Source organism: Emticicia sp. BO119 (assembly GCF_013912375.1).
Classification (GTDB): Bacteria; Bacteroidota; Bacteroidia; order Cytophagales; family Spirosomataceae; genus Emticicia.
Map to the genome: position 1 here is coordinate 1,179,213 of NZ_JACETV010000001.1, position 23,583 is coordinate 1,202,795.

Consider the following 23,583-nt stretch of genomic DNA (forward strand, 5'->3'; position numbering starts at 1 on the left):
CTACTTTACATGGAAAAACATTATCAGCTTGCTTTAACTCTGGTGGACGGTGTGGGTAGTATTATGTTCCGTCAATTAATTAATACGATGGGCTCTGCAGAAAATGTTTTTAAGGCCAGAACAGACAAACTATTAAAAACGCCCGGAGTTGGAAAACAGATTATTGATAGTTTAAAAGATAAAACCTTGCTGACAAAAGCCGAGAACATATGGAAGGAGTCTGAAAAACAACAGGTAAAGCTATGTTTTTCAATCGATAGAGATTATCCTTCCCGTTTAAAGAGTCTATATGATGCTCCAGCTATTCTTTATTTCAAAGGGAATGGAGATTTAAGCGCACTTCGAACAGTAGGAATTGTAGGCACAAGACAAGCGACTGAATATGGAAGAAAAGTAACAGAAGATATAGTTGAGCAACTTAAACCCTATAAAGTAAGTATTATAAGCGGTCTGGCTTATGGGATAGATATAATTGCTCATAAGGCAGCTATAGACCAAGGAATACCAACCATTGGGGTGATGGCGAGTGGTATCGATGTTGTTTATCCGGCAGCGCACAAAAAATATGTTGAACAGATGCTTGATAAAGGGGGGGTATTATCAGAAAATCCTTTCGGAATGAAACCTATCCGAAATCTGTTTATTGCGCGCAATAGAATTATTGCCGGAATAAGTGATGTAAACATAGTAGTGGAATCAGCAGAAAAAGGCGGGGCATTGATAACGGCAGATTTCGCGAATAATTACCATCATGAAGTATTTGCTGTTCCTGGTAGTCTTGATAATAAGTATTCAGCAGGGTGTCATAAATTAATTAAAGAAAATAAGGCGAATATTTTCACTCAAACAAGTGACATTATTGAGACAATGAACTGGAGTATAGATGGTACAGGGATAACCAAAACGACTCCCATAGAACAAGAAATTGATTTAACCCAATTTACTCAGGAAGAAGGGCAGGTAATTGCGTATTTAAGAATACATGGAGAAACGCAGATCGACAACCTGAGCTGGCAGACGCAGATTCCGGTTAACAGGTTAGCTTCTTTACTATTAAATCTTGAATTTCAGGGTATTGTGAAAGCAATGGCAGGTAAAAAATTTGGATTGAAATTATGAAAATTAATAATTTTTAAAAGACTTGAGCAAACGATTAGGCTCTGTATTACGTTAATATAGTAAGCCTTTGAAAATGTAATTAATGAATTTTATAGTGAACCGAATCAAAAAACTTAATGGCCAATCAAAAAGATTTGTAGCTTTTGTGGCCCTGAGTATTCTTCTTGGCTCTTGTTTCAGCAGATGGATAATGACTGAATCAGAAATTAAAGAGCATTACCGAGACCGATTAGCCAAGCCTTTATATCATATGGTTGAAAATGACTCCCTTAAGTTGCATTATGTTACTTTCGGAGCAGATACCGCTCAACCTGTACTTTTTATTCATGGTGCTCCCGGAGCATGGGATGGCTATCTGAATATGCTTGATGATAGTGCTTTACAGCATCAGTTTCATTTGATTTCTGTTGACAGACCCGGTTATGGCAAATCTCAGAAAAAACCTAAGAAACGCGTATATTCTCTTGTGGAGCAAGCACAAGCCATAATTATGGCATTGAAGAGTAATCACTCAGGTAAAAAGGCTATCATTGTTGGGCGCTCGTATGGTGCACCCGTTGCCGCAGAGATAGCAGCAATGTATCCTGATCTGGTAAAAAAGGTGATATTATTGTCGCCAGCCATAGACCCGGATACTGAAAAATTCTGGTGGTTTTCAAAATACGGGAAATTTTTTCTGGTAAGGTGGTTTTTACCAGAACGTATGAATACCGCAACTGATGAAAAATATGCTCATGTGGCTGAATTAAAAAAACTGAAAAAAGAATGGCCAAAAATACAATCAGAAGTCACAGTGATGTGTGGTGGGCAGGACTGGATTGTAGATACAACCAATTTTTCATTTGCACAAAAAATGCTTCAGGGCAATAAAAGCACCCGATTTATATTTATTCCTGATACAGGGCATCTTATATCAAGCTCAAGACCTGACCTGGTAAAGAAAGAAATCTGTGGTGTTGAGGATCTGAAAGAAACTATACAGCAACAGGCGTCAGCCAATTAATCTGGTATAATTAATTTAATTTTTATAAAGATTCAGGCAATGTTTTATAATTGTTTGAATCTTTCTTTTTTTAGGTCTATATTTAAACTGATACTAAACTGAATATATATTACCCGTTTTATCAATCAATATGAAACACCTATCATTACTCTTTGTATTTCTACTTATTAATAATCTCTTATTAGCTCAGGATAAAAAGGCACAGATGCTCAAAAATATTTCTAAAAAAGAAATGTTTTACGGAGCAATAGCTAAGCAAATCTGGAATTTTGCAGAAGTAGGCTATCAGGAAACCAGGAGTTCGGCACTATTGCAGGAAACTTTAACTAAGGAGGGCTTTACTATTCAGAAAGGAGTTGCCGAAATTCCAACGGCTTTTGTGGCATCATATGGAGAGGGTAAGCCCGTTATTGGTATTTTGGGGGAGTATGATGCGTTACCCGGATTTTCGCAGGATTCTACTGCCGATCAAAAATCAATTGGAACTATGGCTGGCCATGCCTGTGGGCATCATTTGTTTGGTACAGCGTCGGCGGCGGCAGCAATTGCCGTAAAAGAGTATATGAAAGCTAATAATATTAAAGGTACGATACGCTTTTATGGCTGTCCGGCAGAAGAAGGTGGCTCGGGGAAGGTCTATATGGTTCGGGCAGGGTTATTTAATGATGTTGATGCTGTTTTGCATTGGCATCCCAGCTCGTTTAATACTGCCAGTTTCGGTACTTCTCTGGCTAACAAATCAGGAAAATTCAGATTTTATGGGATTTCTGCTCATGCCTCAGCCTCTCCAGAAAAAGGGCGTTCGGCATTAGATGGGGTAGAAGCCATGAACAACATGGTTAATATGTTACGTGAACATATCCCTTCAGATTCACGTATTCATTATGTTATTACCAATGGTGGGAAAGCTCCTAACGTTGTACCGGATTTTGCAGAAGTCTATTATTATGCCCGTAACCCACGACGTGATATAGTTATTGATGTCTGGTCACGTATTGAAAAAGCGGCTAAGGGCGCTGCTTTAGGCACTGATACAAGAGTGGAATGGGAGCTAACAGGAGGAACATACGAACTATTAGCCAACGAAACGCTTACCCAGGTGATGCAGGATAATCTGGTTAAGGTGGGAGGGTTGAATTATACACCTGAAGAAAGAGCCTTTGCGGAAAGACTATCAAAAAATTTAGGGCTAAATTACCTGAGATACGAAGATGCCACAGGCATAAAACCTTTAGACGTTGAAAAAACCGGAGCAGGTGGGTCAACCGATGTTGGGGATGTGAGCTGGGCTGTACCTACTGTAGGTTTAAGTGTGGCAACGTGGGTTCCGGGTACTCCGGCGCATAGCTGGCAGGCAGTTGCTGCTGGCGGTATGAGCATTGGTCGTAAAGGTATGATGATAGCGGCTAAAACTTTAGCACTCACGGCAGTACAACTATTAGAAAGCCCAGAGACAGTCAAAAAAGCGAAGGAAGAATTTCAGAAAGCAAGAGGAGGAGATTTTAAGTATATTTCGTTAGTAGGAGATAGAAAACCAGCTTTAGATTATAGAAAATAATAGAATAAGGGGAAAGGATATAAAAATGCAGGAAATAAGACTACTTCATTTGCTATTCCCCTTATTTCTTTCTTTAAAAATTACACCTCAAACTTTGTTTCATTTTTAATCTCACTCATGACAAAAATACTATGAGTGCTGCCGATATTTTCAAGCGAAGCTAATTTGTTCATTAAAAAACTCTGATACTCACGCATATCGTCAACCACTACCTTTATCATAAAATCATATTCACCTGAAATATTGTGGCATTCAATTACTTCAGTAAGTTTCACAATCTCTTCTACAAACTTTCGGCCTGCTTCCTGTGCGTGTTCTTTCAACCGGATATTACAGAATACCATCAGGTCTTTGCCAATTTTCTCACGGTCAATTACTGCTACATATTTTTTAATCACTCCATCATTTTCAAGACGGCGTACACGCTCATATACTGGGGTCGGCGAAAGATTCAGACGAGAGGCTAATTCTTTAGTTGTCAGGTGAGCATTTTCCTGCAGGTATTTTAAAATCTCTCTGTCTGTTGTATCTAATTTTTGCATAGATAAAATGTCGTTTTTAGCAGATATTTCTTTCAAATTTAAAAATAAAACTCATAAGTATTTCATGTTGTTTAGATATTTTATCTATTTTATTAAATTATTTCAAAAAATCAATCTTTAAATAGTATTTTTGTGAGATAAATTTTGTTGTTATTCGATACAGTCGGCAAAATTGTGTTACCAAACTTAAAAGAAAGATTAAAGTGACGGACATTCGAGAAATACTAAAAAACAGGATTCTGGTTCTTGATGGAGCTATGGGTTCATTGATTCAGCAATATAAATTGACCGATGCAGATTATCGTGGTGAAAAATTCAGTGATTTTCCGTATGAAGTAAAGGGCAATAATGATATGCTGTCAATTACCCGCCCTGATGTGATCAAAGAAATCCACGCAAAATATTTTGAAGCCGGAGCTGACATAGCTGAAACCAATACCTTTTCGGGGACATCTATCGCAATGGCTGATTATCATATGGAAGACTACGTGTATGAATTAAATTATGAGTCAGCCAGAATTGCCCGTGAGGTAGCCGATGAGTTTACTGCTAAAAATCCTGATAAACCTCGTTTTGTCGCAGGCTCAATAGGGCCAACAAACCGCACATTATCTTTATCGCCTGATGTAAATGATCCTGGTTTCCGTGCCATAACTTTCGATGAATTGGTTGATGCTTATTATGAACAAATACAGGGTTTAGTTGATGGTGGGGCAGATGTGTTATTGGTAGAGACTATCTTTGATACATTGAATGCCAAAGCGGCACTTTTTGCCATAGATTTGTATGAATCGGACAAAAGAAAGGGTACGATTCGACCACTAAAAAGCCATTCAATTCCTAAACAAAATAATGAAACTGCTGCCTTAGCCGGAAAAAATACGAAAATACCCGTAATGGTATCAGGTACGATTACAGATGCATCGGGAAGAACTTTGTCTGGTCAAACCACAGAAGCATTTCTGACCTCTGTTTCTCATATAGAATTACTATCCATCGGTCTGAACTGCGCTTTAGGTGCTGATTTAATGCGTCCTTATGTACAGACTCTTGCACATGAAGCACCATTTTTAGTATCAGCTCACCCGAATGCAGGGTTACCTAATGAAATGGGAGAATACGACCAGTCGCCGGAGGAAATGGCTGTAATTGTTGAAGATTTCCTTCAAAACGGTTTTATGAATATTATAGGCGGTTGTTGCGGAACAACTCCGGCACATATTCATGCTATTGCAGAAGTGGCAAAAAAATACAAACCAAGAGAAATTCCTGATTTTGAACCGATTCAGAAACTATCAGGTTTAGAGCCGTTGAAGATTACCAAAGAAACCAACTATGTAAATATTGGCGAGCGTTGTAATGTGACGGGTTCAAAGAAATTTGCCAGGTTGATTCGTGAAGGAAAATATGATGAGGCCATTTCTGTTGCCCGTGAGCAGGTTGAGGGTGGAGCGCAGGTAATAGATGTGAATTTAGATGAAGGTATGATTGATGGGGTAGAAGCCATGAAAACATTCCTGAATCTATTGATGGCAGAACCGGATATTGCCCGATTGCCGATAATGATTGACTCATCAAAATGGGAAGTGATTGAAGCCGGGTTAAAATGTGTGCAGGGAAAATCAATTGTGAACTCTATTTCTTTGAAAGAAGGTGAGGCTAAATTCAAGGAATCAGCCGAAAAGGTAAAGCGCTATGGTGCTTCGGCTGTAGTGATGGCTTTTGATGAAACCGGACAGGCAGATTCGTATGAACGACGGATTGAAATCTGTAAAAGAGCGTATGATATATTAGTGAATGAGGTGAATTTTCCTCCACAGGACATTATTTTCGATCCGAATATCCTGACGGTTGCTACAGGTATTGAAGAGCACAACAACTATGCAGTAGATTTTATTAATGCCACCCGCTGGATTAAAGAGAATCTGCCTTATGCCAAAGTATCGGGTGGGGTTTCAAATATTTCATTCAGTTTCAGAGGTAATGAGCCTGTGCGTGAAGCTATGCACACAGTTTTCTTATATTATGCAATCAAAGCTGGCATGGATATGGGAATTGTAAACGCGGGTCAGTTGGGCGTTTACGACGATATTCCGAAGGATATGCTCGAATTGTGTGAAGATGTACTTTTGAATCGCCGCTCTGATGCAACCGAGCGATTGGTTACATTTGCAGATACAGTAAAATCAAAAGGTAAAGAGCAGGTGGTTGATAATTCTTGGCGAGAGTTGCCAGTGAATAAACGTCTGGAACATGCGCTTGTAAAAGGTTTGACTGAATATATCGACATTGATGTAGAAGAGGCTCGTCAACAGGCAGAAAAACCACTTCATGTTATAGAAGGGCCATTAATGGATGGCATGAATGTAGTGGGTGATTTGTTTGGAGCCGGTAAAATGTTCTTGCCTCAGGTAGTGAAATCGGCGCGTGTGATGAAAAAAGCGGTAGCTTATTTGTTACCATTTATTGAAGCAGAAAAAGAAAGTGGAGAAAGCTCAAGTGCCGGAAAGATATTGATGGCAACCGTAAAAGGTGACGTTCATGATATTGGCAAGAACATAGTTGGTGTAGTATTGGGTTGTAATAACTACGAGATAATTGATTTAGGAGTGATGGTGCCAACTGACAAGATTTTGGCAGAGGCTAAAAAGCATAATGTGGACATTATCGGACTTTCTGGGCTAATTACCCCAAGTTTAGATGAGATGGTGGGTGTGGCAAAGGAAATGGAACGTCAGGGCTTTAAAATGCCCTTATTGATTGGCGGTGCTACAACTTCCCGCATTCATACGGCGGTGAAAATTGACCCGCATTATTCTGGCCCAGTCATCCACGTATTGGATGCCTCCAAGAGCGTTCCGGTGGCAGGGCGATTGATGCAGAATGAACAGACCCATCAGGAGATTTATGATGAAATCAAACACCAGTACGCCAACCTGAGAGTGGAACACGCCAGCCGCCAGAAGGATAAAAACTTCATTACCATAGAAAAGGCCCGTGAAAATCATGTGCCGATAGATTGGGCAAACTTTCAACCAGTCAAACCCAGGTTTTTAGGAACGAAAGTATTTGAAAACTATGATCTGGCAGAAATTGCTAAATATATTGATTGGACTCCTTTCTTTCAGACATGGCAATTACATGGCAAATATCCTAAGATTTTCAGCGATGAAGTAGTGGGTGCTGAAGCAAGAAAATTGTACGATGATGCACAGAAAATGTTGAAGAAAATCATTGCGGATAAATCTTTACAAGCAAAAGCGGTCATCGGGTTTTATCCGGCCAATTCTGAAGGTGACGATATTGTGTTGCATAATTTTGAAGAATATCACTACGATTTGGCAGGGCAAGGAAGTCTGAAAGGTAAAGGTTACAGGGTATTGAGTAATACAGCCGTTGCAGAAACTGGTGAATTGGTGGAGAATACTACTTCTCTGGCTACTCTGCACCATTTACGTCAGCAAAATCAGAAGGCACAAAATCTGCCCAATCTATGTTTATCCGACTTTATTGCGCCAGTAAACTCACATAAGGAAGACTATATAGGTGCTTTTGCCGTAACTGCCGGAATAGGTATTGAAGCCCTTTTAGAGCAATACGAAAAAGACCATGACGACTATAACTCAATTATGCTTAAAGCCATTGCCGACCGGCTGGCAGAAGCATTTACTGAATTAATGCATGAAAAGGTGCGTAAGGATTACTGGGGATATGATGCAGACGAAAACTTCAGTAATGACGATTTGATTTCGGAAAGATACAAAGGTATTCGCCCGGCACCGGGTTATCCTGCCTGTCCTGACCATACTGAAAAACGTGCTCTGTTTGATTTACTGGAAGCAGAGAAAATAGGTATCGAACTCACAGAAAGTTTTGCAATGTATCCGGCAAGTTCAGTAAGTGGCTGGTATTTCTCTCACCCTGAAAGCAAATACTTCACTATAGGAAAAATAAGCAAAGACCAGGTAATAGATTATGCAGAGCGTAAAGATATGAGTGTGGAGAATGTGGAGAAGTGGTTGAGCCCGGTTTTGAATTATGATTGAGAATGAATAGAACTTAAAATTAGAACGGCAACTCTTAACGGTTGCCTTTTTTCTTACCCATTTTTGCCATAATTTTGTGTTTCAGAAAAACAACAAATCATGTTTACATACCAAATCAAAAATCCAAAAGAGGCTTTTATAAATATTGAGATAGGAGAAGGAGAGTTTTCCGGAAAAATACTGAAATCGAATGAATTACAGCCTTGTATGGAGTTAACCTGTACTTGCGGAAATATTTATTTTGCTGCTGATGAACACCTCTACGCCCTGGATGTTGTAAATAATCAGGTCTTAAAGTACACCGAATCTGAAGCAATAGATAGCGGAAACGATACCTATCTGAAATCGCTTGAAAATGAAATATCTGACGAGCAATGGGGTGAGTTAAATGCATTTTTCAAAGACCTGAAAGGAATGGCATCTGAAGTGGCTGATGCTGATAAAATAGAGGCACATTTCGAAAACTACAAAAAAGTGCTCCAGGAGTCTCAGATGGTTTCTTACTTTGAGGTTCTGCCTTGGTCATTTGATTTTAATGTTGAAATAGAAGGTAAAAAGTATTGGATTAGTGATTTTTATTGTGTGAAACCTTCTTGTAGTTGTACGAGCGTTTTGTTATTATTTTCTTTTAGCTACGAAGAAGACCCCTCTTTAGAGTTATGGTATGATTACAGAACGCATGAAGTTTCAATGGGTCAGCTGGATGATAAAAAAATGCCTGTTACCAAAATTATAAGAGAAATAAGATATACCCAGGCAGAAAAGTTCAGACAAACATTGAGCAGCCGCCATAAAAGAATGACAGTGTTTTTTAGTAATTTTTTGAAGAGAAATAAAATCTCACCCTCGCTAAATTCACCAGTAATAGCATCGGATACTATTGGCAGAAATGACCTTTGCCCTTGTGGTAGTGGTAAGAAATATAAAAAATGCTGTGGAGCATAGTTTTTTTGTGGAATTTGATTCGATCCTAAAACAAGTGTGACAATGTTGTTGCCACACTTGCAATTATTAATCATTTCAGAACTAAAGTAGTATTTTCAGCTTCCACTATTTTGGTAATAAAAGTCCTGAATTCATCGAAATCTTGGGCACGTATATTCTTTCTTTCTGCAGTATAACTTCTTTTCAATTTCAGGTGTTGATCATCAACTTTAGTGAAAGCTAAATCGTATATATTTCCTTTAAAGCTCAGATGTATATTTTCAGGAACTTCGAGAAATTTGAGCGGGTTATCGAGACTAATCGTAAACGTTTCTTCGTAAAAGTCTGTGGGCTCATAATAATTATAATCAAAATCAAAAGTTCTTTGGCTTTCATCAAAAATGTCAAGCTTTGCGATTAAATCAGAAAAAGGAATTTTTAATGTTTTAAATGAACCTACTTTTTTGATTTCATTTTCTACGGTATAGTCATAAATATAAATTGCTGAATCAATTCTTGGCTCCAGTTTTTCAAAAGTCAGACTATTAAGTTTTAGTGTAGAACTAAAACCTCCGGCCAGTTCTTTCTTTAAACCTTCTTTCCTTTTTTCTTCATCTTCATAGTAGTATGCCTTACAAGTGCTGCCAGCCTGATTCCCAGTTCTGATTACATAGGTTTTTATATTAACACTATTATTAGCTTTTACATCAATCTCTCCTTTCCTGATAATCGTGTTTATATAATTCTTGTTAAGCTGAAGGGTACTTAAACTAATAGTTTTAGGAATATTTCCGTTTGGAATCACTAATATAGACGCACCATTGTGCGTGTAATATAAATGTCCGAATGGTAAATCTGTATCTGTTAACTCCAAAAACTTACTGCCATTTTTTAAATTAACTTTTACAATGCAGTGATTGAAATTCAAGGAAGGTAAAACCACATCTTTTTGCCCGTTGTCTCTGGTATTAATTAACACAAGGTTTACATCAAGACCTGCTTCACGGGCAATAGAAGCATAGAGGGTTGAAACATCTTTACAATCGCCCAGGCGGGTATGATATACAGTAGAGGCTTTTTGAGGGATATAGCTTCCCTGACGGAAATCAATAGAACTATACTGAATATTTTTACAAACAAAGTCATAAATTATTCTGGCTTTTTGTTCATCAGTATATTTTTTGCCGTCAAACAAACTTTTGACAATTGAGCGAATGGTGAAATCGGGTTGTGCCTGTTTTTCAGATAAATCGCTATACCATTGAGCTATATCGTACCAGGTATGTCCTAAATTAAGATGGACTGATGTTCCGATATCGCTGAAAGGAAGAGCCACAGCCTCTTCTTTTAGCACATCCGGAGAATTTAATTTCCATTTTCTTACTCTGAAATCATCTATCTGTTCTATTTCAGGCCTATAGGCTCCATTAATTACTGTATCTCTTAGAATAACGCCTTCTTCAGCAAAAATGGAATATTCTCTCGTATAAACAGGGGTATAAGAATTAAGAAAAAAAGCATCATAAACAAACATAGACGATTTACTGCCACTTACTTGTTTTTGTATGTAATCAACGTAAATATAATCACCAATCTCAAGATTGGTAAAAACGGCTTCCTCGCCATTACGCTCAGCATCTATTTTATTACCATTCTTCTTGATAGTTTTAGCTTCAATCACTTGTATTTCCATGTTAGATTCTGCGCCTAACTTAATTTTCTGCCACTCTTCTATAGCACTTTCCTGATTGATTTTTATGATATAAGACCATCTATAGCCAGTTGCTTTAGTCTTCAATATAATAAATGACTTTTTATCTGCAACAATGTCATAAGAATGCTTGATTTTGGGCACAAACTCTTTTTCGTAATTTTTGATAAGTTCGTTTGGTGTAATCCCTGTTGCCAGATCAAATACAGCTTTTTGCCCGTTCAATTCTCTTATACGCTCATGATAAGCAAATGAAAAAGGAAAATAACGCAAAGCTTCTTTAAAATAGCTTATTGCATTTTCTTTATCATTCTTCATTCTGTGTAATGTCCCTAAATCTGCGATATTTTCGTAATCTGATGGATTATTTTTCATTAAAGTTAAGGCTACTTTGATAGCTCCATCATAATCTCTTTTACGCGAAAGTAAATTGATTACTTTTTTATTCAGAGAGGGGTCATTCACAAATTTTTTAATATATTCTAAATTCGTTATTGCATCGTCTATTCTGCCTTGTGAAACATAGTTTTCTCTTAAAGTTTCAGCAATAACATAATTATTGTTGTTCTTTAAGTAGTTTTCTAATATTTCATTAATCTTTTTGGGGTCAGGGGTAAGCGATTTCTGAAGATTATATTTAAGCAAAATCAACTCACTGCTCTCAGGATATTTACTTATTAACTCGTCGAGTTTATTTATTGCCTTATCAATATTTTCATCTAAAGCAAGCATAATAATGTCTCCGAGGCCAATATTCAAATCGGCATAAGGGTATTTTGCTTTGAATAAACTGATAAACTCTTTGACTTTGCTTTTGTCAGTCTGGTCAGTTGCATCTTTTATTTCATTAGCAAGTATATCGAAGTCCTGCGGGTATAGTTCTTTATAAATCTGGTATGTTTTATTTTGCTCTGTTGAATTTCCTGAATCCCGGTAAAATGAAATTAATTGTCTGAGCAAAAGATAGTTTTTGGGATAAGAAACGTATAGCTGACTTAAAATTTCTTCGGCAGCATACACTTCATAAGCTCTCATATAGGCTTTTGCTAATAGCAGATGATAAAGAATATCGTTTTTATCAGTCTTTTTCTGGAGACCTTCAACCGCAAAAAATGGTATTCGGGTAAAGCTGCCTTTATTATTCTGATACTCCTGATAATTTGTTTTGGCTGGCAGGTTAAGGTTTTTGTGTGTTAAATCAGTAAACCTCAGAAAAAAACTGGGGTAATCTTCTTCGTATTCACCCAACTGTACCAGAATACGATTATAGCCTTTGTTGAGGTGGCATTTTATTTGAAAATAATCAATCTCTGCATTTCTCCTTTCAGGCTCCGCATAAGCCAATGAATCATTTAACCATACTTTTAACGAGCCTGAATAACCGAATTTCATTAGTACATCCTGCTCATCTGTTGATTCTACAAACGATTGTGCATAAATAATTGAGTTGGTACTATAAAAGTTGTAAGATTTATAATAATACCCGCTCAAAGAATTATTTTCGGGAGAAAACCATTGAATATCGGCTCCATATCTTGATTGAAAAGATTTACCTTCTTTTGGATTTTGAAGTACGCCAAAATCTTTGTTAAAGCCACTGTTCATTACATTGTCAAATGGCCCTACTAATGCCCAGTTTCGAATTGAAGTTATGATTTTATCATACTCCTTAAATTTGTCGATATCATTAGCGTAGGTGTAATGTGATGTAAGTCTATATTTAATTATTTCATCGAATTTGCCTTTTGAACGAGAATCCTTTTCAATTTTCTTCATCAGACCCAGTTGATAAGGCTTATGTTTGCCTGGTTGGCCAACGACTCCGTTTTCAAACCATAAGGCAAATAGCTCATCATTCGGATCAGGCGAATTGTCAAAAAAATCATTAAATAACAACGATGCTTCTTCAGGCTTACCCAAAGCATCGTAAAGCATAGTTAAGGTAAGTTGCGCCTTTGCTTTTGAATTTTTATCTTTTAATGCTTTTTCAAAAGAATTGATAGCATTATCGACGTCAGCATTATTGAGATACTCCCAGCCTTTCTGGTAGTTATTTTGTGCGAATAAAAATGAAGTACTTGATAAACAGAATAATAATAGAAGGAAATAGTTGTTTTTTTTCACGGAGGTAGTCACATTTAAAGTTAACAATTAATTGAACAGCAGCTTTAGGAGTAAATAGAATGTCAATATCAGCTTATACATTGAAAAAGAGGCTTTTCCTGAGAAAAACCTCTTTTTATATATTCGGATAAGTTGAAAACCTTATGCAACTCTCAATACTTCAAAGCGGCGCTGTAGTAAGTAGAAGCCGCCAAATAATATGCCAGAATAAAATAAATCACCAAGAATCTGATTTTTTAGAAATGGCAAGCCTGCTTCATACGAAGCAATGATACCTGTCCAGTTATGAGGGTAGTTCCCCAGAGAAGGATTTGGAACGGCCGCTTCCGGATATAAAAAGGCAAAATTGGTAATTAAAAAGAAAATCAAAGAACTGGCAATGGCTGCGCCAGTTACTCTCAAGGCAGTTACTTTTTGTAAGGATAAAATTCCTAACAACGTTACTAAAGCAAACGAACCATAGACTACAGGCATACCTGAGTGAAAGCCATAGCCAGTCATTAACTCGTGCATGGTATCGCTGATGAGCATAGCAGTTAAAGGCACAATAAATGCAAGCCAGCGATTGTTGAAATATGCACCTCCAAACAATGCAATAGCTGCAATTGGCGTAAAATTAAGTGGGTGCGGAAAAAATCTTGACAAAGCTGCCAATACTATGATTGTGGCTAATGTCGAATAACGGGTTATATTCATATAAAAATCAAGTTGTCAGTAACTGGCCGATAGTTCGTTCTGAGTTATCGGCAGAAATTACGACAAAAATACGAAGCAAATTGTACAAACAAAAATAAATGATCTCTTTTGGTCTCAGTTAATAAGGTTTTCGGAAACCTCAGTACAATACCCAGGTGTCTTTACTGCCTCCACCCTGTGATGAATTTACGACTAACGAACCTTTTCGTAATGCCACGCGCGTAAGCCCGCCCGGAGTTACATGAATACCATTGCCGTAGAGAATGTAAGGGCGTAAGTCTACATGGCGACCTTCCAGCCCTTCTTCTAAAACACATGGACTTCGTGATAACGAGATAGTCGGTTGGGCAATATAATTACGTGGGTTGGCCTTGATTCTTTTCTTGAACAGATCGTGCTCTTTTTTTGTGGCTTTAGGACCAATCAGCATACCATAGCCACCTGCCTCATTGGCTTCTTTTACTACTAAATCAGCTATGTTTTCTATTACATATTTCATTGAATCTTCTTCACCACAGATATAAGTATCTACATTGGGTATAATTGCTTCTTCCCCTAAATAGTATTTTACAATTCTTGGCACATAGGCATAAACTACTTTATCATCGGCTACACCAGTACCAGGGGCATTCGCCAAAGCAATATTCCCCTTTCGATATACATCAAACAGGCCAGGGATACCAATGAGTGAATGAGGATTAAAAGTGAGGGGATCCATAAATGTATCATCGATTCTTCTATAAATTACATCCACTGTTTTGAAGCCTTTGGTGGTACGCATTTTTACATAGTCTCCTGAAACAACTAAATCTCTATAATCAACCAACTCAACTCCCATTTGCTGAGCCAGATATGAATGCTCAAAATAGGCAGAGTTATAGATGCCGGGGGTCAGGACAACCACGGTGGGGTCAGGGCGGCCTGAAATATAGCGTAATACCTCCAATAACTTGGCAGGATACTCTGAAATTGACCGGACACTCGATTGCGAAAGCACATCAGGGAAAGTCTGTTTAGATAGTTCGCGGTTTTCGAGCATATAAGATACGCCTGACGGACAACGCAAATTGTCTTCTAAAACTCTGAAAGCTCCGTCGTTTCCACGAATCAGGTCTGTGCCTGTAATATGAATCCAGATTTTTTTTGGGGGAGTTAAGCCTTTACATTCCTTCAGAAACCCCTTGCTTGATTCAATGATTTCTCGAGGAATGACTTTGTCTTTTAATATCTTCTGTTGATTATAAATGTCTTGTAAAAAAAGGTTTAATGCAGTGATTCGTTGAATCAACCCTTTCTCCAGCCGGTTCCACTCTGAAGAGTCAATCACTCTCGGAATAATATCAACGGGAATAATTCTTTCTGTCCCGCCTTCTTCTGAATACACGTTAAATGTGATCCCTGCCGAAATCATAGCACGTTCGGCGGCACGTTGTTTATTCAATAATTCACTAATAGAGAGCTTTTCAATCCGCTCTTTTAAAAAATGATTACCGACACGGGCAGCAGTTTCAGCAGTAAGCATTTCGTCAAAGAAGTTTTCAGTCTGGTAGTGTTTGAAGTCGTAGGTCATATAAGTTTCTTTGGTTTTAGGATAAACTAATGTACTAAAATATTATAAGCAATGATTAATTCAAAATCTTATATCGGTTTTTGTATAGAAATAATTATTTTTGTCGTTCTTTAAACGTATTGCTATTGTTTGAATCTCAAAACCAGGAAATAATAATCCTATTATAGATGAGGGTATCCTTTTGCTTTTTATTGATATTTATTCATTTTCAGACCTTTTCACAGCAATGGCTTGGTATTTCTCCAAGCAATTATGCAGGTACCTATGGTATATATACTAACCCTGCAAATGTGGCCGATTCCCGATACAAGATTTTTTTTAACCTTGCAGGAGCCAACATTGACGTAATCAATAATTATGCTTCATGGGGAGCACCTTATTCTATTTTAGGGCTTGTAACCAATACGGTTTCGAATAAACATAGAAACGCAAGAGGAAGCATTTTATATAGGAATACCTATACAAAAGAATCACTTGAAAATACCAACTCAACGGCTTTTCTGGGAACAGATGTGAGGGGGCCTTCCTTGATGTTTACTCTTGAAAAAGCTAAAATGGCTATTGGTCTTACCACAAGGTTTAGGTTGATTACTAACTTAAACAACACCACAACCCCCGTGGCTCGTTCTTTTGTAAATGGAACCATAATTCCAGGCATTTATGGTATTCCGCAGAATGACAACCATTTTTCAGCGAATCTGAATGGCTACGCAGAAATGGGGATTACAATAGGAAAGGTGATCAGAGAGCAGGATGAACATTTTTTGAAGGCAGGCATAACATTGAAACGAGTAAATGCCTTATTAAATATTCATTATATAGCAGATGATGTTGATTATACTATCGATCAGATTGCCACCCGACCAACGAAACAGACTCTTTTTTTTGAAAATGCCGTAGGAACATTTGGTATGACAAAAAGTGGTGCCATGCAAATTGCAGGGCTTAGCCCAAACTGGCTGTTTGGCAATGCTCCGGCGGGTTATGGATATGGTTTAGATATCGGGATTGTGTATGAATACCGTCCGGATTATAGCAAATATGATATAAGACTGAAAGATCGCTGGACAATGGATGGAACGAAGAATAAATATCTGTATAAAATCAGTATGGCCTTATTGGATTTTGGTCAGATACGCTATAAAAGCGATCCTTTTGTGATGCAAACCGATGTTGTGGAATCAGGTGTTCTGATTCCGCCAGGAACATTTAATAAAATAGATTCACCTGATAGACTCTATGACCAGATGAATAGTGCTTTTGGTTGGTCTGATATTAATTACAGACATCAGTTCAACGCACCTTTACCTACTGTAATTGCCACAACGTTCGATTACGCATTTTCAGAAAAAATATTTCTAAATGCCACCTGGATTCAGAGTGTCAGAGAAACGAAATCTATCGGAATGAATCAGCCTTCGTTGATAGCTATTGCTCCCCGTTGGGAATCAAAATGGCTTGAGGTTTCTTTGCCGGTTTCCTTACAAAACGGTTACCGGAATTTAGCGGTTGGTCTTGCCGGAAGAGCAGGACCTCTGTTTATAGGTACTGATAATTTGCCGGGACTTTTAAACATTGGTAATCCAAAAGGGTTGAATGCATATTTCGGACTTTTTGTGCCTATTTACAGGAAGTTACCCGAATCGCCTAATGCCTGTTATTCAGAAACCAGGACTGGCTGGGGACAAGGTATCAGAGATATTTTAAAGAAAAGAAAACAACGCAGAAGGTGGAACAGAGGCTGATAACACAAATGCCCGTTTTCTGGACGGACATTTGTGTTTGATTACTTTATACTTTCACGCCAAAAGGCTCCCGCATTTTTCTACTTAGCATTTTATTAGCTTCGCTATCATCAAACTTCTCTGTCTGAGGATTCCATTTCAATGGACGACGAATTTCATAACCTATATTTGCAATATTACAGACAGTACAGGTACGATGTCCGATTTCTACATCACATATAGGTTTTTGTCTGGTGCGTATCGAATTTAAAAAGTCTTTGTAATGATTTCCCCCAACCGGAGAGGCTAATTTAATATCACTTGCTTTTAGTTGTACATCTTTCAGTTTATCAGGTACATTCAGAAATGAACGACTTACCTCAATAATCCCATCTTTACCTCTGAACTGCACAGCATTACCCTTGCCGAAATCGTGGTGAATCATTTTTATACCATTGGCATATCTGAAAACCATACCTTGTTCAGCTTCGGGAAATGTTGGTGGATATAATTCGACAGGGCCGCTCTCGTCCATACCTAATCCCCATTGTGCAATATCAAACATATGTGCGCCCCAATCTGTTACATCACCTCCACCAAAGCCTTTGTAATAACGCCACTTGCCCCAGAAAGTATCTTCTAAACGAGGAGCTAAGAAATGATGATAAGGGTGAGGCTGATTAGGGCCTATCCATAAATCCCAGTTCATAGTAGTTGGAACAGGCTCAGGCTGAAAATCCACAGGTTTTGGCGGGCCTCCTATGGTTACTCTAACTTCTGAAATCTCTCCGATATAGCCATTTCTAACCAGTTCACAGGCTCTTCTGAAACCATCTGCAGAGCGTTGCATGCTACCCGTTTGTAAAACCCGGTTGTTTTTTCTTACAGCATTTACTAATGCTCTGCCCTCGGTTACAGTAAATGTCAGTGGCTTCTCTAAGTAAATATCTTTCCCTTTTTCAGCGGCTCTGATAGCAATTGATGCATGCCAGTGGTCAGGTGTAGCAATCACTACCGCATCAATATCCTTTCTGTCTAAAAGCTCAAGATAGTTTTCATAAACTTGTGGTGGTGTTTTTTCTTCACCTAAAAACTGTTTGGCATTTTTTACAAACAAATCTTTAGTGAAACTGTCAGTTTTGGTTTTATCTACATCACAAGCCGCTAATAAATTAATCTCCTTGGTTTCGAGGAAGCGACCCTGGAGCCCTCTGGCTTGCCTGCCTAAACCAATAAAACCTACATTCACAACATCACTTGGTGCTAAAAATCCTCTACCCAGAACATTCCTTGGCACAATGGAGAAAGCCGCCAGGGTTCCGGTTGTTTTAATAAAATTTCTTCGGGTGGTCATAGTAATAAGGTTGAAATAGGATATGAAAATTTAGATTGAATAGATTACCAAATATAAGATGGAAACCCGTTTGTTTTCATCATCATAAAAGATTTATTTATTCTTGCTTATACTAAATCGTTTGGGTCATCTAAGGTATAAGCATGAGTATGATGAGCCATACCAATACGTGGATAATAATTAATGGCTTTAGGGGCAGAAAGAAGAATTAATTTGGCCTGTGGGCTTGCAATTTTAGTATGGCGGATCAATTCCCTGCCAATACCTGATTTCTGATAGCCTTCATCGACAAATAAGTCAGATAAATAGGTGCAGAAAACCCAGTCAGTAACTGACCTTGCTACACCCACTAATTTATTATCAATTCTCGCGGTAATTATCAGATTAGAGTTTTCAACCATTGCCTTCATTCTTTCCAGGTCACCAACCGGTCGCCTTTCTCCTAAAGTAGAAGCTACGAGTGTAGCAGTAAATTCCTGCCAGTCAAGGTCTTTTTCTTGTGCATATTGAATAGTTAATTCCATAAAAATTTGTCTTGTTGTAGAATGACAAAAGTATTGAAATGCAGAAGATAAACCAAAGATGGTAGCGCAGAATTGAGAGGATTTTTGAAATTTGATATTGAGTTCCTATAAGTTTTCTACTAAGGTTTTTTTTCTTCTCGAAACCGGTATTTCTTTACCATTACTCATTTCAATAAAAGTAACACGACCTACTTTATAAATATTACAAATATGATTAGGATTCAGCAAAAAGGAACGATGAATTCGAAGAAAATGATTAATCTCAACTTTGTTGTGGTAATGCTTGAGGGTAAACGCAGAAAGACTCTTACGGCCATTATTCAGATATAGAATACTATAATTCTGATCCGCTTCAAGATATACGATTTCATTTGGAACAATTTGTTTGGCAGTATTCATGACTTGTCAATTTTCAAAGCTAAAATTACGAAGCCCATCCATGAGGCGACAATACCCTTTTGAGGGTATTTTTTGTTTTTCAAAAAATACAAGTGGATTTCTTAATGATTTTTATAGTTTTCTCTTTTCTAAATTAACTTGAATGGAATAGGAGAAAAAGGGAATAATGAAAAGCATTCACTTTGCCAACCAGAATGGCATATAATTCTTTCAGAATACTTTCCACAAATCGCAATAAAATTTCTTTGTCTCTCGTTCTGATTTTGTTTTTCTTCATTAATTATTATTATTAACAAAGAAATTTCTACATTTGGAACAAGAATCGGGTATAATGAGAAAAATACTTTTATATGCTTTAATATTGGGTCTCACAGGGTGTGCTACCAATAAAAAAACGAATACAAAAGCTCCTCGAGAGATAAAAACTGCTGTAAACAATCCTGAAGTAGCAGCAAAACCATTAGTAGTGGCTATTAAGAGCCGATACATTGTAAAAGATTCTTCTACTGCCAAGATTTTCATGGAATTGGATGTTGAAAACTTAAGCAGAGATAAGGCCTTGCAGCAAATGAAAGAGGCTTTTCGCTTAAGTTGGTTGTTGCAGTCAGATTACGGTGTAAGAGACAGGCTTGCTTTTAATAGAGTGGACTTCTCGGAACAGAACTTTCTGGTAAGAGATGATAAAGTGGAGGTTACATTTGATGTGCAAAGACCAAAAAATGTTAGTAAAGCTCTATTACTGACAGAAATATTTGAACTGGCAACCAGTAAAAAATCAAATAATGATCTGGTAATTGATTTTTCAGCAGTTCGGTTGAGCGACAGGTTCGGGCTTTACACTACTGATTTTTCACGCCCGCTTTTCAGAAATTATATTAATAAAAAGGATACTTTCCAGATACGTAGCATTGATAACCACGTCAAAGATTTATTCCTTATCCGTTATAGTAACGATTTTGACCCTGCGCAATCTCCTATGGCTACGTCACTGAGACCAGTGAAATCGTTGAATGTGGAAGAGATAGTGAAAGTGCAATCTGGCACGCCAATACAATTATCAAATGAAGGCTTATATTTTGCAGTGGAGGATACTCTCAATAGTAGAAACGGGTTTGGGTTTATGATTGTGGATAATCGTTTCCCTAAGTTTACCATGCCCGAGAAGTTGGTAAAGCCTCTTATTTATATGAGTACAAGCCAGGAAACTCGAACCGTAAACGAAAACCCGGATGCCAAACAGGCACTTGATAGATATTTTTTAGCAGTTACAGGTGGAAATCAGGCTTTGGCCAAGAAAATCATTAAGACTTATTATAGAAGAATTGAAGAGGCCAACAGATTGTTTACATGTTTTAAAGAAGGCTGGAAGACAGATAAGGGTATGGTCTATATAATATTAGGGCCGCCAAACAAAGTGCAGAGAAGCAGGGATAGGGAAGTGTGGATGTATGCACAAAGCCAGAATTTTTCAGAAATTATTTTTACATTTAATAAAAAACCAAATCAGTTTACAGATAACTATTATGAACTGGTTCGGTATCCCGAATATCAGGCATATTGGTATCCGTTCGTAGAAGCATGGAGAACAGGAAACGTTATGGAGTAAATTCCGAGTCAGGTGACCGCAAAGAAGGCCCCCGTGGAGACGGTCCTCGCCCGGATTTCAAGAAAAAGCAAAAGTTTTTTGCAAAACCTAATTTTGAAAAAACATCTAAACCAGATATAGTTTTTGGTGTGCAATCGGTATTAGAAACCCTGAAAGGCACCAAAGAAATTGAAAAAATATTAATTCAACGTGAGTTCGGTCATGCCGAAGTAGAGAAACTTGCCAAAGAGCGTGATTTGCCTGTTCAACGAGTACCTCTCGAAAAGCTGAACCGGATCACGATGAAAAACCACCAGGGGGTTATCGCTTTTGTATCTGCTGTTAATTACGCCAAAACTTCAAATGTGGTAGCTGATATTTTCGAGAAAGGAGAAGTACCTCTGCTATTGGTTTTAGATAGAATTACAGATGTTCGTAATTTCGGAGCCATAGCCCGAACAGCGGAGTGTTCGGGTGTTCATGCCATCATTGTTGCTTCAAGAGGTGCAGCCCAGATTAATGCTGATGCGATGAAAACTTCTTCAGGGGCGTTAAATTTCATGCCCGTCTGCCGTGAAAATAGCCTCTCACAGGTATTAGAAGAATTGCAGCAATCGGGCATTCAGATTGTTGCTTGTACTGAAAAAGCTACTGATGCATTATACAGTATAGATTTCACCGTTCCGACGGCTATCCTTATGGGTTCAGAAGAAGATGGTATCTCTGAAAATCTTTTAGAACAAGCTGATCATTCGACTAAAATCCCGATGCTTGGTAAAATTGGCTCTTTAAATGTTTCGGTTGCTACTGGCGTAATATTATATGAAGCCGTAAGGCAAAGAATTTAAATCTCCTTCAAGGCCTCTTGTAAAAACGCTCTGATTGTCAGTAATCTGGTTTTCAGCGCGTTTTTACTTTTATTGAGGTCGGTCTTTTTATTAATCTTCCTTTCTGTACCCTTCAAAGTAAGCGTACCAGCATTTTTTACTTCTATAATCTCCCGAAGTCTATCAATATCTTTTTTGGTGATTTTACGGTCACGACCGTTACGTTCAAACCTGAGTCTGAATTTTTTTTCATAAAACCGGATTTTTGAGGCGGTAACACCTAAAATTTCGGCAACTTCATTTGTCGTATAAAAAAGCTTCATCAACGTACTAAAATGTCTTTTTTCTCTAAATCTGTCACCAATTTAGCTAATTCCTCTTTCTTCTCCGCAATTAAGTTAAAATCATTGCCTTCAAAAAAAACTCTTTGTAGTTTTTCAAACTTTCTCAGTTGAATAGGAACTTCCATAATCTGATTTTTGCTCATATCTATTTCAACAAGGTTATTTAATTCAAATACCATGTCAGGAATTGTCCTGAATATATTATAACTAATATGCAATAGCTTTAAATCAGGCAAAGTGGGCAGGTCATTCAATCGGTTATGATGAGCATAAAGCGTTTCTAAAGTTTTGATTTTTGCGATGTTTGCAGGAAGATTCCATAGCTCATTATTGGACACAGCCAGAGTTTTCAGTTTTGGCATATTACAAATCTCATTCGGCAATTGCTTTAAATTATTGTAATAAAGGTCTAATTCTTCTAAGCCCGGTAGTTTCGTTACATTAAGAGGTAGTTCTGAAAGATTCGCATTATACAAATTCAAGGCTTTCAGATTATCCATCTTTTTAAAATCACGCTTTCTGAAGCCTTTAAAACGATTGTTTCCTAAAAATAATACTTCTAACTTACGGTTTTTCGACAAGCCCCTTGGCAGCATAGGTATTCCTGTATATTGCAGATTTAGGTCTTTCAGTTGGTTATTTCTGGCGAATTTTACCTTGTTATTATTGATCGGATTACTGCTCAGGCTTAAAAACTTCAGATTCTTTATTTTAGATACAGACTTCGGTATTTTCTCAATATAATTATTCGATAAATCCAGTTTTTCAAGATTTTTAAACTTAAATACAATCATTGGAAAAGTCTCTAAGTGTAAGCCATTCAGCATCAATGTTTTTACCGTATCCGGTTTGTCGCATGCCTCAGCCATTTCCAGATTATAAATAAACATTTTACTTGGCTTTTTAGGTTGATTACCCAAAGTCATTAAAAAAGTTATGCTAAATTTCTCTTTGCTTAAGGTGTTAGGCAAGCGATAAATCTTGCAAAACTCTTCAACAATAGCATGAAATTTTTGTTTGTTTTCTGCATTGAGAGAGTCATTAAATATAGGGGGTCTATTATTATTAATCACAATTTGCCCCTGATACCCATAAACAAAGTAATCAATTGTTCCATCAGGTTGAACCAATAATTCAACAGGAAAAGATTTAGCTTCATTGAGTTGGTAAAACTTTACATTGCGTTTATTAGCGAAGCTGTAAAAATCAGTATAGATTTTTTTTGTCTCTACTTCCAATATAACAGTTTTATTCTTCTCAATATCTAAAAGAGCATCACTTAAAGGTCTATATGGATTTGTAGACTCATGTATAGTACTTTTACCTTCTTTAATAATTTTTGGCGGAAATACCTCCTTTTCGAAATCTTTAGCCCGATACACTTTTTGTTGCCCATAAGAGCAAATGGAAATAAATAAGAACAGACAAAATAGGTATTTCATAGTTTTAGCTTTTAAGTTTAAAAACATAACTAATTTTTTAGTTGTATATTTTATTTGTAGGAAGGATTTTTTTTAATGGTATTTTTCAGCT

At 37.4% G+C, this 23,583-nt stretch carries 18 protein-coding genes; 8 read left to right on the forward strand and 10 right to left on the reverse strand.

Features of this window, described 5'->3' with window-relative positions:
* The first annotated feature begins 9 nt into the window (after positions 1-9).
* The 3 genes from dprA to H1R81_RS05130 all read left to right on the forward strand — a co-directional run bounded on the left by dprA (position 10) and on the right by H1R81_RS05130 (position 3,680).
* Complete coding sequence (gene dprA, locus H1R81_RS05120; protein WP_181839588.1) at positions 10-1,119, forward strand: DNA-processing protein DprA; 1,110 nt, start codon at positions 10-12, stop codon at positions 1,117-1,119.
* A gap of 82 nt (positions 1,120-1,201) precedes the next feature.
* Positions 1,202-2,122, forward strand: coding sequence for an alpha/beta fold hydrolase (locus H1R81_RS05125; RefSeq protein WP_181839589.1), 921 nt, complete (start codon positions 1,202-1,204; stop codon positions 2,120-2,122).
* Positions 2,123-2,252: 130 nt separating this feature from the next.
* Positions 2,253-3,680 (forward strand): amidohydrolase, encoded by a 1,428-nt coding sequence (locus tag H1R81_RS05130; RefSeq protein ID WP_181839590.1) that lies wholly within the window; start codon positions 2,253-2,255, stop codon positions 3,678-3,680.
* An 80-nt stretch (positions 3,681-3,760) separates the two neighbouring features.
* Here the strand turns inward: H1R81_RS05130 and H1R81_RS05135 are convergent, their stop codons facing one another.
* Positions 3,761-4,222, reverse strand: a complete 462-nt coding sequence (locus H1R81_RS05135; protein ID WP_181839591.1) for an Lrp/AsnC family transcriptional regulator — start codon at positions 4,220-4,222, stop codon at positions 3,761-3,763.
* A gap of 203 nt (positions 4,223-4,425) precedes the next feature.
* On the opposite strand from H1R81_RS05135, the gene metH reads away from it, so the two are divergent.
* Both metH and H1R81_RS27295 read left to right on the forward strand, forming a co-directional pair.
* Positions 4,426-8,268: a methionine synthase gene (gene metH / locus H1R81_RS05140; protein ID WP_181839592.1), complete on the forward strand. Its 3,843-nt coding sequence runs from the start codon at positions 4,426-4,428 to the stop codon at positions 8,266-8,268.
* Positions 8,269-8,367: 99 nt separating this feature from the next.
* Positions 8,368-9,213, forward strand: coding sequence for an SEC-C metal-binding domain-containing protein (locus H1R81_RS27295; protein ID WP_220275170.1), 846 nt, complete (start codon positions 8,368-8,370; stop codon positions 9,211-9,213).
* Positions 9,214-9,283: 70 nt separating this feature from the next.
* On the opposite strand, the gene H1R81_RS05150 is transcribed toward H1R81_RS27295, so the two are convergent.
* From H1R81_RS05150 to H1R81_RS05160, 3 genes are all read right to left on the reverse strand, one after another.
* Positions 9,284-13,027: a transglutaminase domain-containing protein gene (locus H1R81_RS05150; RefSeq protein WP_181839593.1), complete on the reverse strand. Its 3,744-nt coding sequence runs from the start codon at positions 13,025-13,027 to the stop codon at positions 9,284-9,286.
* Positions 13,028-13,168: 141 nt separating this feature from the next.
* Positions 13,169-13,723, reverse strand: a complete 555-nt coding sequence (locus tag H1R81_RS05155; RefSeq protein ID WP_181839594.1) for a DUF6580 family putative transport protein — start codon at positions 13,721-13,723, stop codon at positions 13,169-13,171.
* A 139-nt stretch (positions 13,724-13,862) separates the two neighbouring features.
* Positions 13,863-15,293, reverse strand: a complete 1,431-nt coding sequence (locus H1R81_RS05160; protein ID WP_181839595.1) for a circularly permuted type 2 ATP-grasp protein — start codon at positions 15,291-15,293, stop codon at positions 13,863-13,865.
* Positions 15,294-15,460: 167 nt separating this feature from the next.
* Here H1R81_RS05160 and H1R81_RS05165 point away from each other — a divergent pair, with 167 nt between their 5' ends.
* Entirely contained in the window at positions 15,461-17,038 is a 1,578-nt protein-coding gene (locus H1R81_RS05165) for a DUF5723 family protein (RefSeq protein WP_181839596.1), read from the forward strand.
* A gap of 46 nt (positions 17,039-17,084) precedes the next feature.
* Here the strand turns inward: H1R81_RS05165 and H1R81_RS05170 are convergent, their stop codons facing one another.
* From H1R81_RS05170 to H1R81_RS05185, 4 genes are all read right to left on the reverse strand, one after another.
* Positions 17,085-18,371 (reverse strand): Gfo/Idh/MocA family protein, encoded by a 1,287-nt coding sequence (locus H1R81_RS05170; protein ID WP_181839597.1) that lies wholly within the window; start codon positions 18,369-18,371, stop codon positions 17,085-17,087.
* A gap of 107 nt (positions 18,372-18,478) precedes the next feature.
* Positions 18,479-18,895, reverse strand: coding sequence for a GNAT family N-acetyltransferase (locus tag H1R81_RS05175; RefSeq protein ID WP_181839598.1), 417 nt, complete (start codon positions 18,893-18,895; stop codon positions 18,479-18,481).
* A gap of 105 nt (positions 18,896-19,000) precedes the next feature.
* Entirely contained in the window at positions 19,001-19,294 is a 294-nt protein-coding gene (locus tag H1R81_RS05180) for a LytTR family DNA-binding domain-containing protein (RefSeq protein WP_181839599.1), read from the reverse strand.
* A gap of 133 nt (positions 19,295-19,427) precedes the next feature.
* A complete protein-coding gene (locus tag H1R81_RS05185; RefSeq protein ID WP_181839600.1) occupies positions 19,428-19,571 on the reverse strand; it encodes a hypothetical protein in 144 nt (47 codons plus the stop codon).
* A gap of 54 nt (positions 19,572-19,625) precedes the next feature.
* On the opposite strand from H1R81_RS05185, the gene H1R81_RS05190 reads away from it, so the two are divergent.
* A complete protein-coding gene (locus H1R81_RS05190) occupies positions 19,626-20,900 on the forward strand; it encodes a GWxTD domain-containing protein (RefSeq protein WP_181839601.1) in 1,275 nt (424 codons plus the stop codon).
* Positions 20,873-21,727: a 23S rRNA (guanosine(2251)-2'-O)-methyltransferase RlmB gene (gene rlmB / locus H1R81_RS05195; protein ID WP_181839602.1), complete on the forward strand. Its 855-nt coding sequence runs from the start codon at positions 20,873-20,875 to the stop codon at positions 21,725-21,727. Before H1R81_RS05190 ends, rlmB begins: the two co-directional genes overlap by 28 nt.
* On the opposite strand, the gene H1R81_RS05200 is transcribed toward rlmB, so the two are convergent.
* Both H1R81_RS05200 and H1R81_RS05205 read right to left on the reverse strand, forming a co-directional pair.
* On the reverse strand, positions 21,724-22,029 hold the full coding sequence (locus tag H1R81_RS05200) for a helix-turn-helix domain-containing protein (protein WP_181839603.1): 306 nt from the start codon (positions 22,027-22,029) through the stop codon (positions 21,724-21,726). The two genes, rlmB and H1R81_RS05200, sit on opposite strands and share 4 nt — an antisense overlap.
* On the reverse strand, positions 22,029-23,492 hold the full coding sequence (locus H1R81_RS05205) for a leucine-rich repeat domain-containing protein (RefSeq protein WP_181839604.1): 1,464 nt from the start codon (positions 23,490-23,492) through the stop codon (positions 22,029-22,031). The genes H1R81_RS05200 and H1R81_RS05205 overlap by 1 nt, the downstream gene beginning before the upstream one ends.
* Positions 23,493-23,583: the final 91 nt, after the last annotated feature.

Bases quoted from the DNA above. Each gene is read 5' to 3' on its own strand.
- dprA (WP_181839588.1), top strand. From the start codon at position 10: ATGGAAAAACATTATCAGCTTGCTTTAACTCTGGTGGACGGTGTGGGT.
- H1R81_RS05125 (WP_181839589.1), top strand. From the start codon at position 1,202: ATGAATTTTATAGTGAACCGAATCAAAAAACTTAATGGCCAATCAAAA.
- H1R81_RS05130 (WP_181839590.1), top strand. From the start codon at position 2,253: ATGAAACACCTATCATTACTCTTTGTATTTCTACTTATTAATAATCTC.
- H1R81_RS05135 (WP_181839591.1), bottom strand. From the start codon at position 4,222: ATGCAAAAATTAGATACAACAGACAGAGAGATTTTAAAATACCTGCAG.
- H1R81_RS27295 (WP_220275170.1), top strand. From the start codon at position 8,368: ATGTTTACATACCAAATCAAAAATCCAAAAGAGGCTTTTATAAATATT.
- H1R81_RS05155 (WP_181839594.1), bottom strand. From the start codon at position 13,723: ATGAATATAACCCGTTATTCGACATTAGCCACAATCATAGTATTGGCA.
- H1R81_RS05160 (WP_181839595.1), bottom strand. From the start codon at position 15,293: ATGACCTACGACTTCAAACACTACCAGACTGAAAACTTCTTTGACGAA.
- H1R81_RS05165 (WP_181839596.1), top strand. From the start codon at position 15,461: ATGAGGGTATCCTTTTGCTTTTTATTGATATTTATTCATTTTCAGACC.
- H1R81_RS05170 (WP_181839597.1), bottom strand. From the start codon at position 18,371: ATGACCACCCGAAGAAATTTTATTAAAACAACCGGAACCCTGGCGGCT.
- H1R81_RS05175 (WP_181839598.1), bottom strand. From the start codon at position 18,895: ATGGAATTAACTATTCAATATGCACAAGAAAAAGACCTTGACTGGCAG.
- H1R81_RS05180 (WP_181839599.1), bottom strand. From the start codon at position 19,294: ATGAATACTGCCAAACAAATTGTTCCAAATGAAATCGTATATCTTGAA.
- H1R81_RS05185 (WP_181839600.1), bottom strand. From the start codon at position 19,571: ATGAAGAAAAACAAAATCAGAACGAGAGACAAAGAAATTTTATTGCGA.
- H1R81_RS05190 (WP_181839601.1), top strand. From the start codon at position 19,626: ATGAGAAAAATACTTTTATATGCTTTAATATTGGGTCTCACAGGGTGT.
- rlmB (WP_181839602.1), top strand. From the start codon at position 20,873: ATGGAGAACAGGAAACGTTATGGAGTAAATTCCGAGTCAGGTGACCGC.
- H1R81_RS05200 (WP_181839603.1), bottom strand. From the start codon at position 22,029: ATGAAGCTTTTTTATACGACAAATGAAGTTGCCGAAATTTTAGGTGTT.
- H1R81_RS05205 (WP_181839604.1), bottom strand. From the start codon at position 23,492: ATGAAATACCTATTTTGTCTGTTCTTATTTATTTCCATTTGCTCTTAT.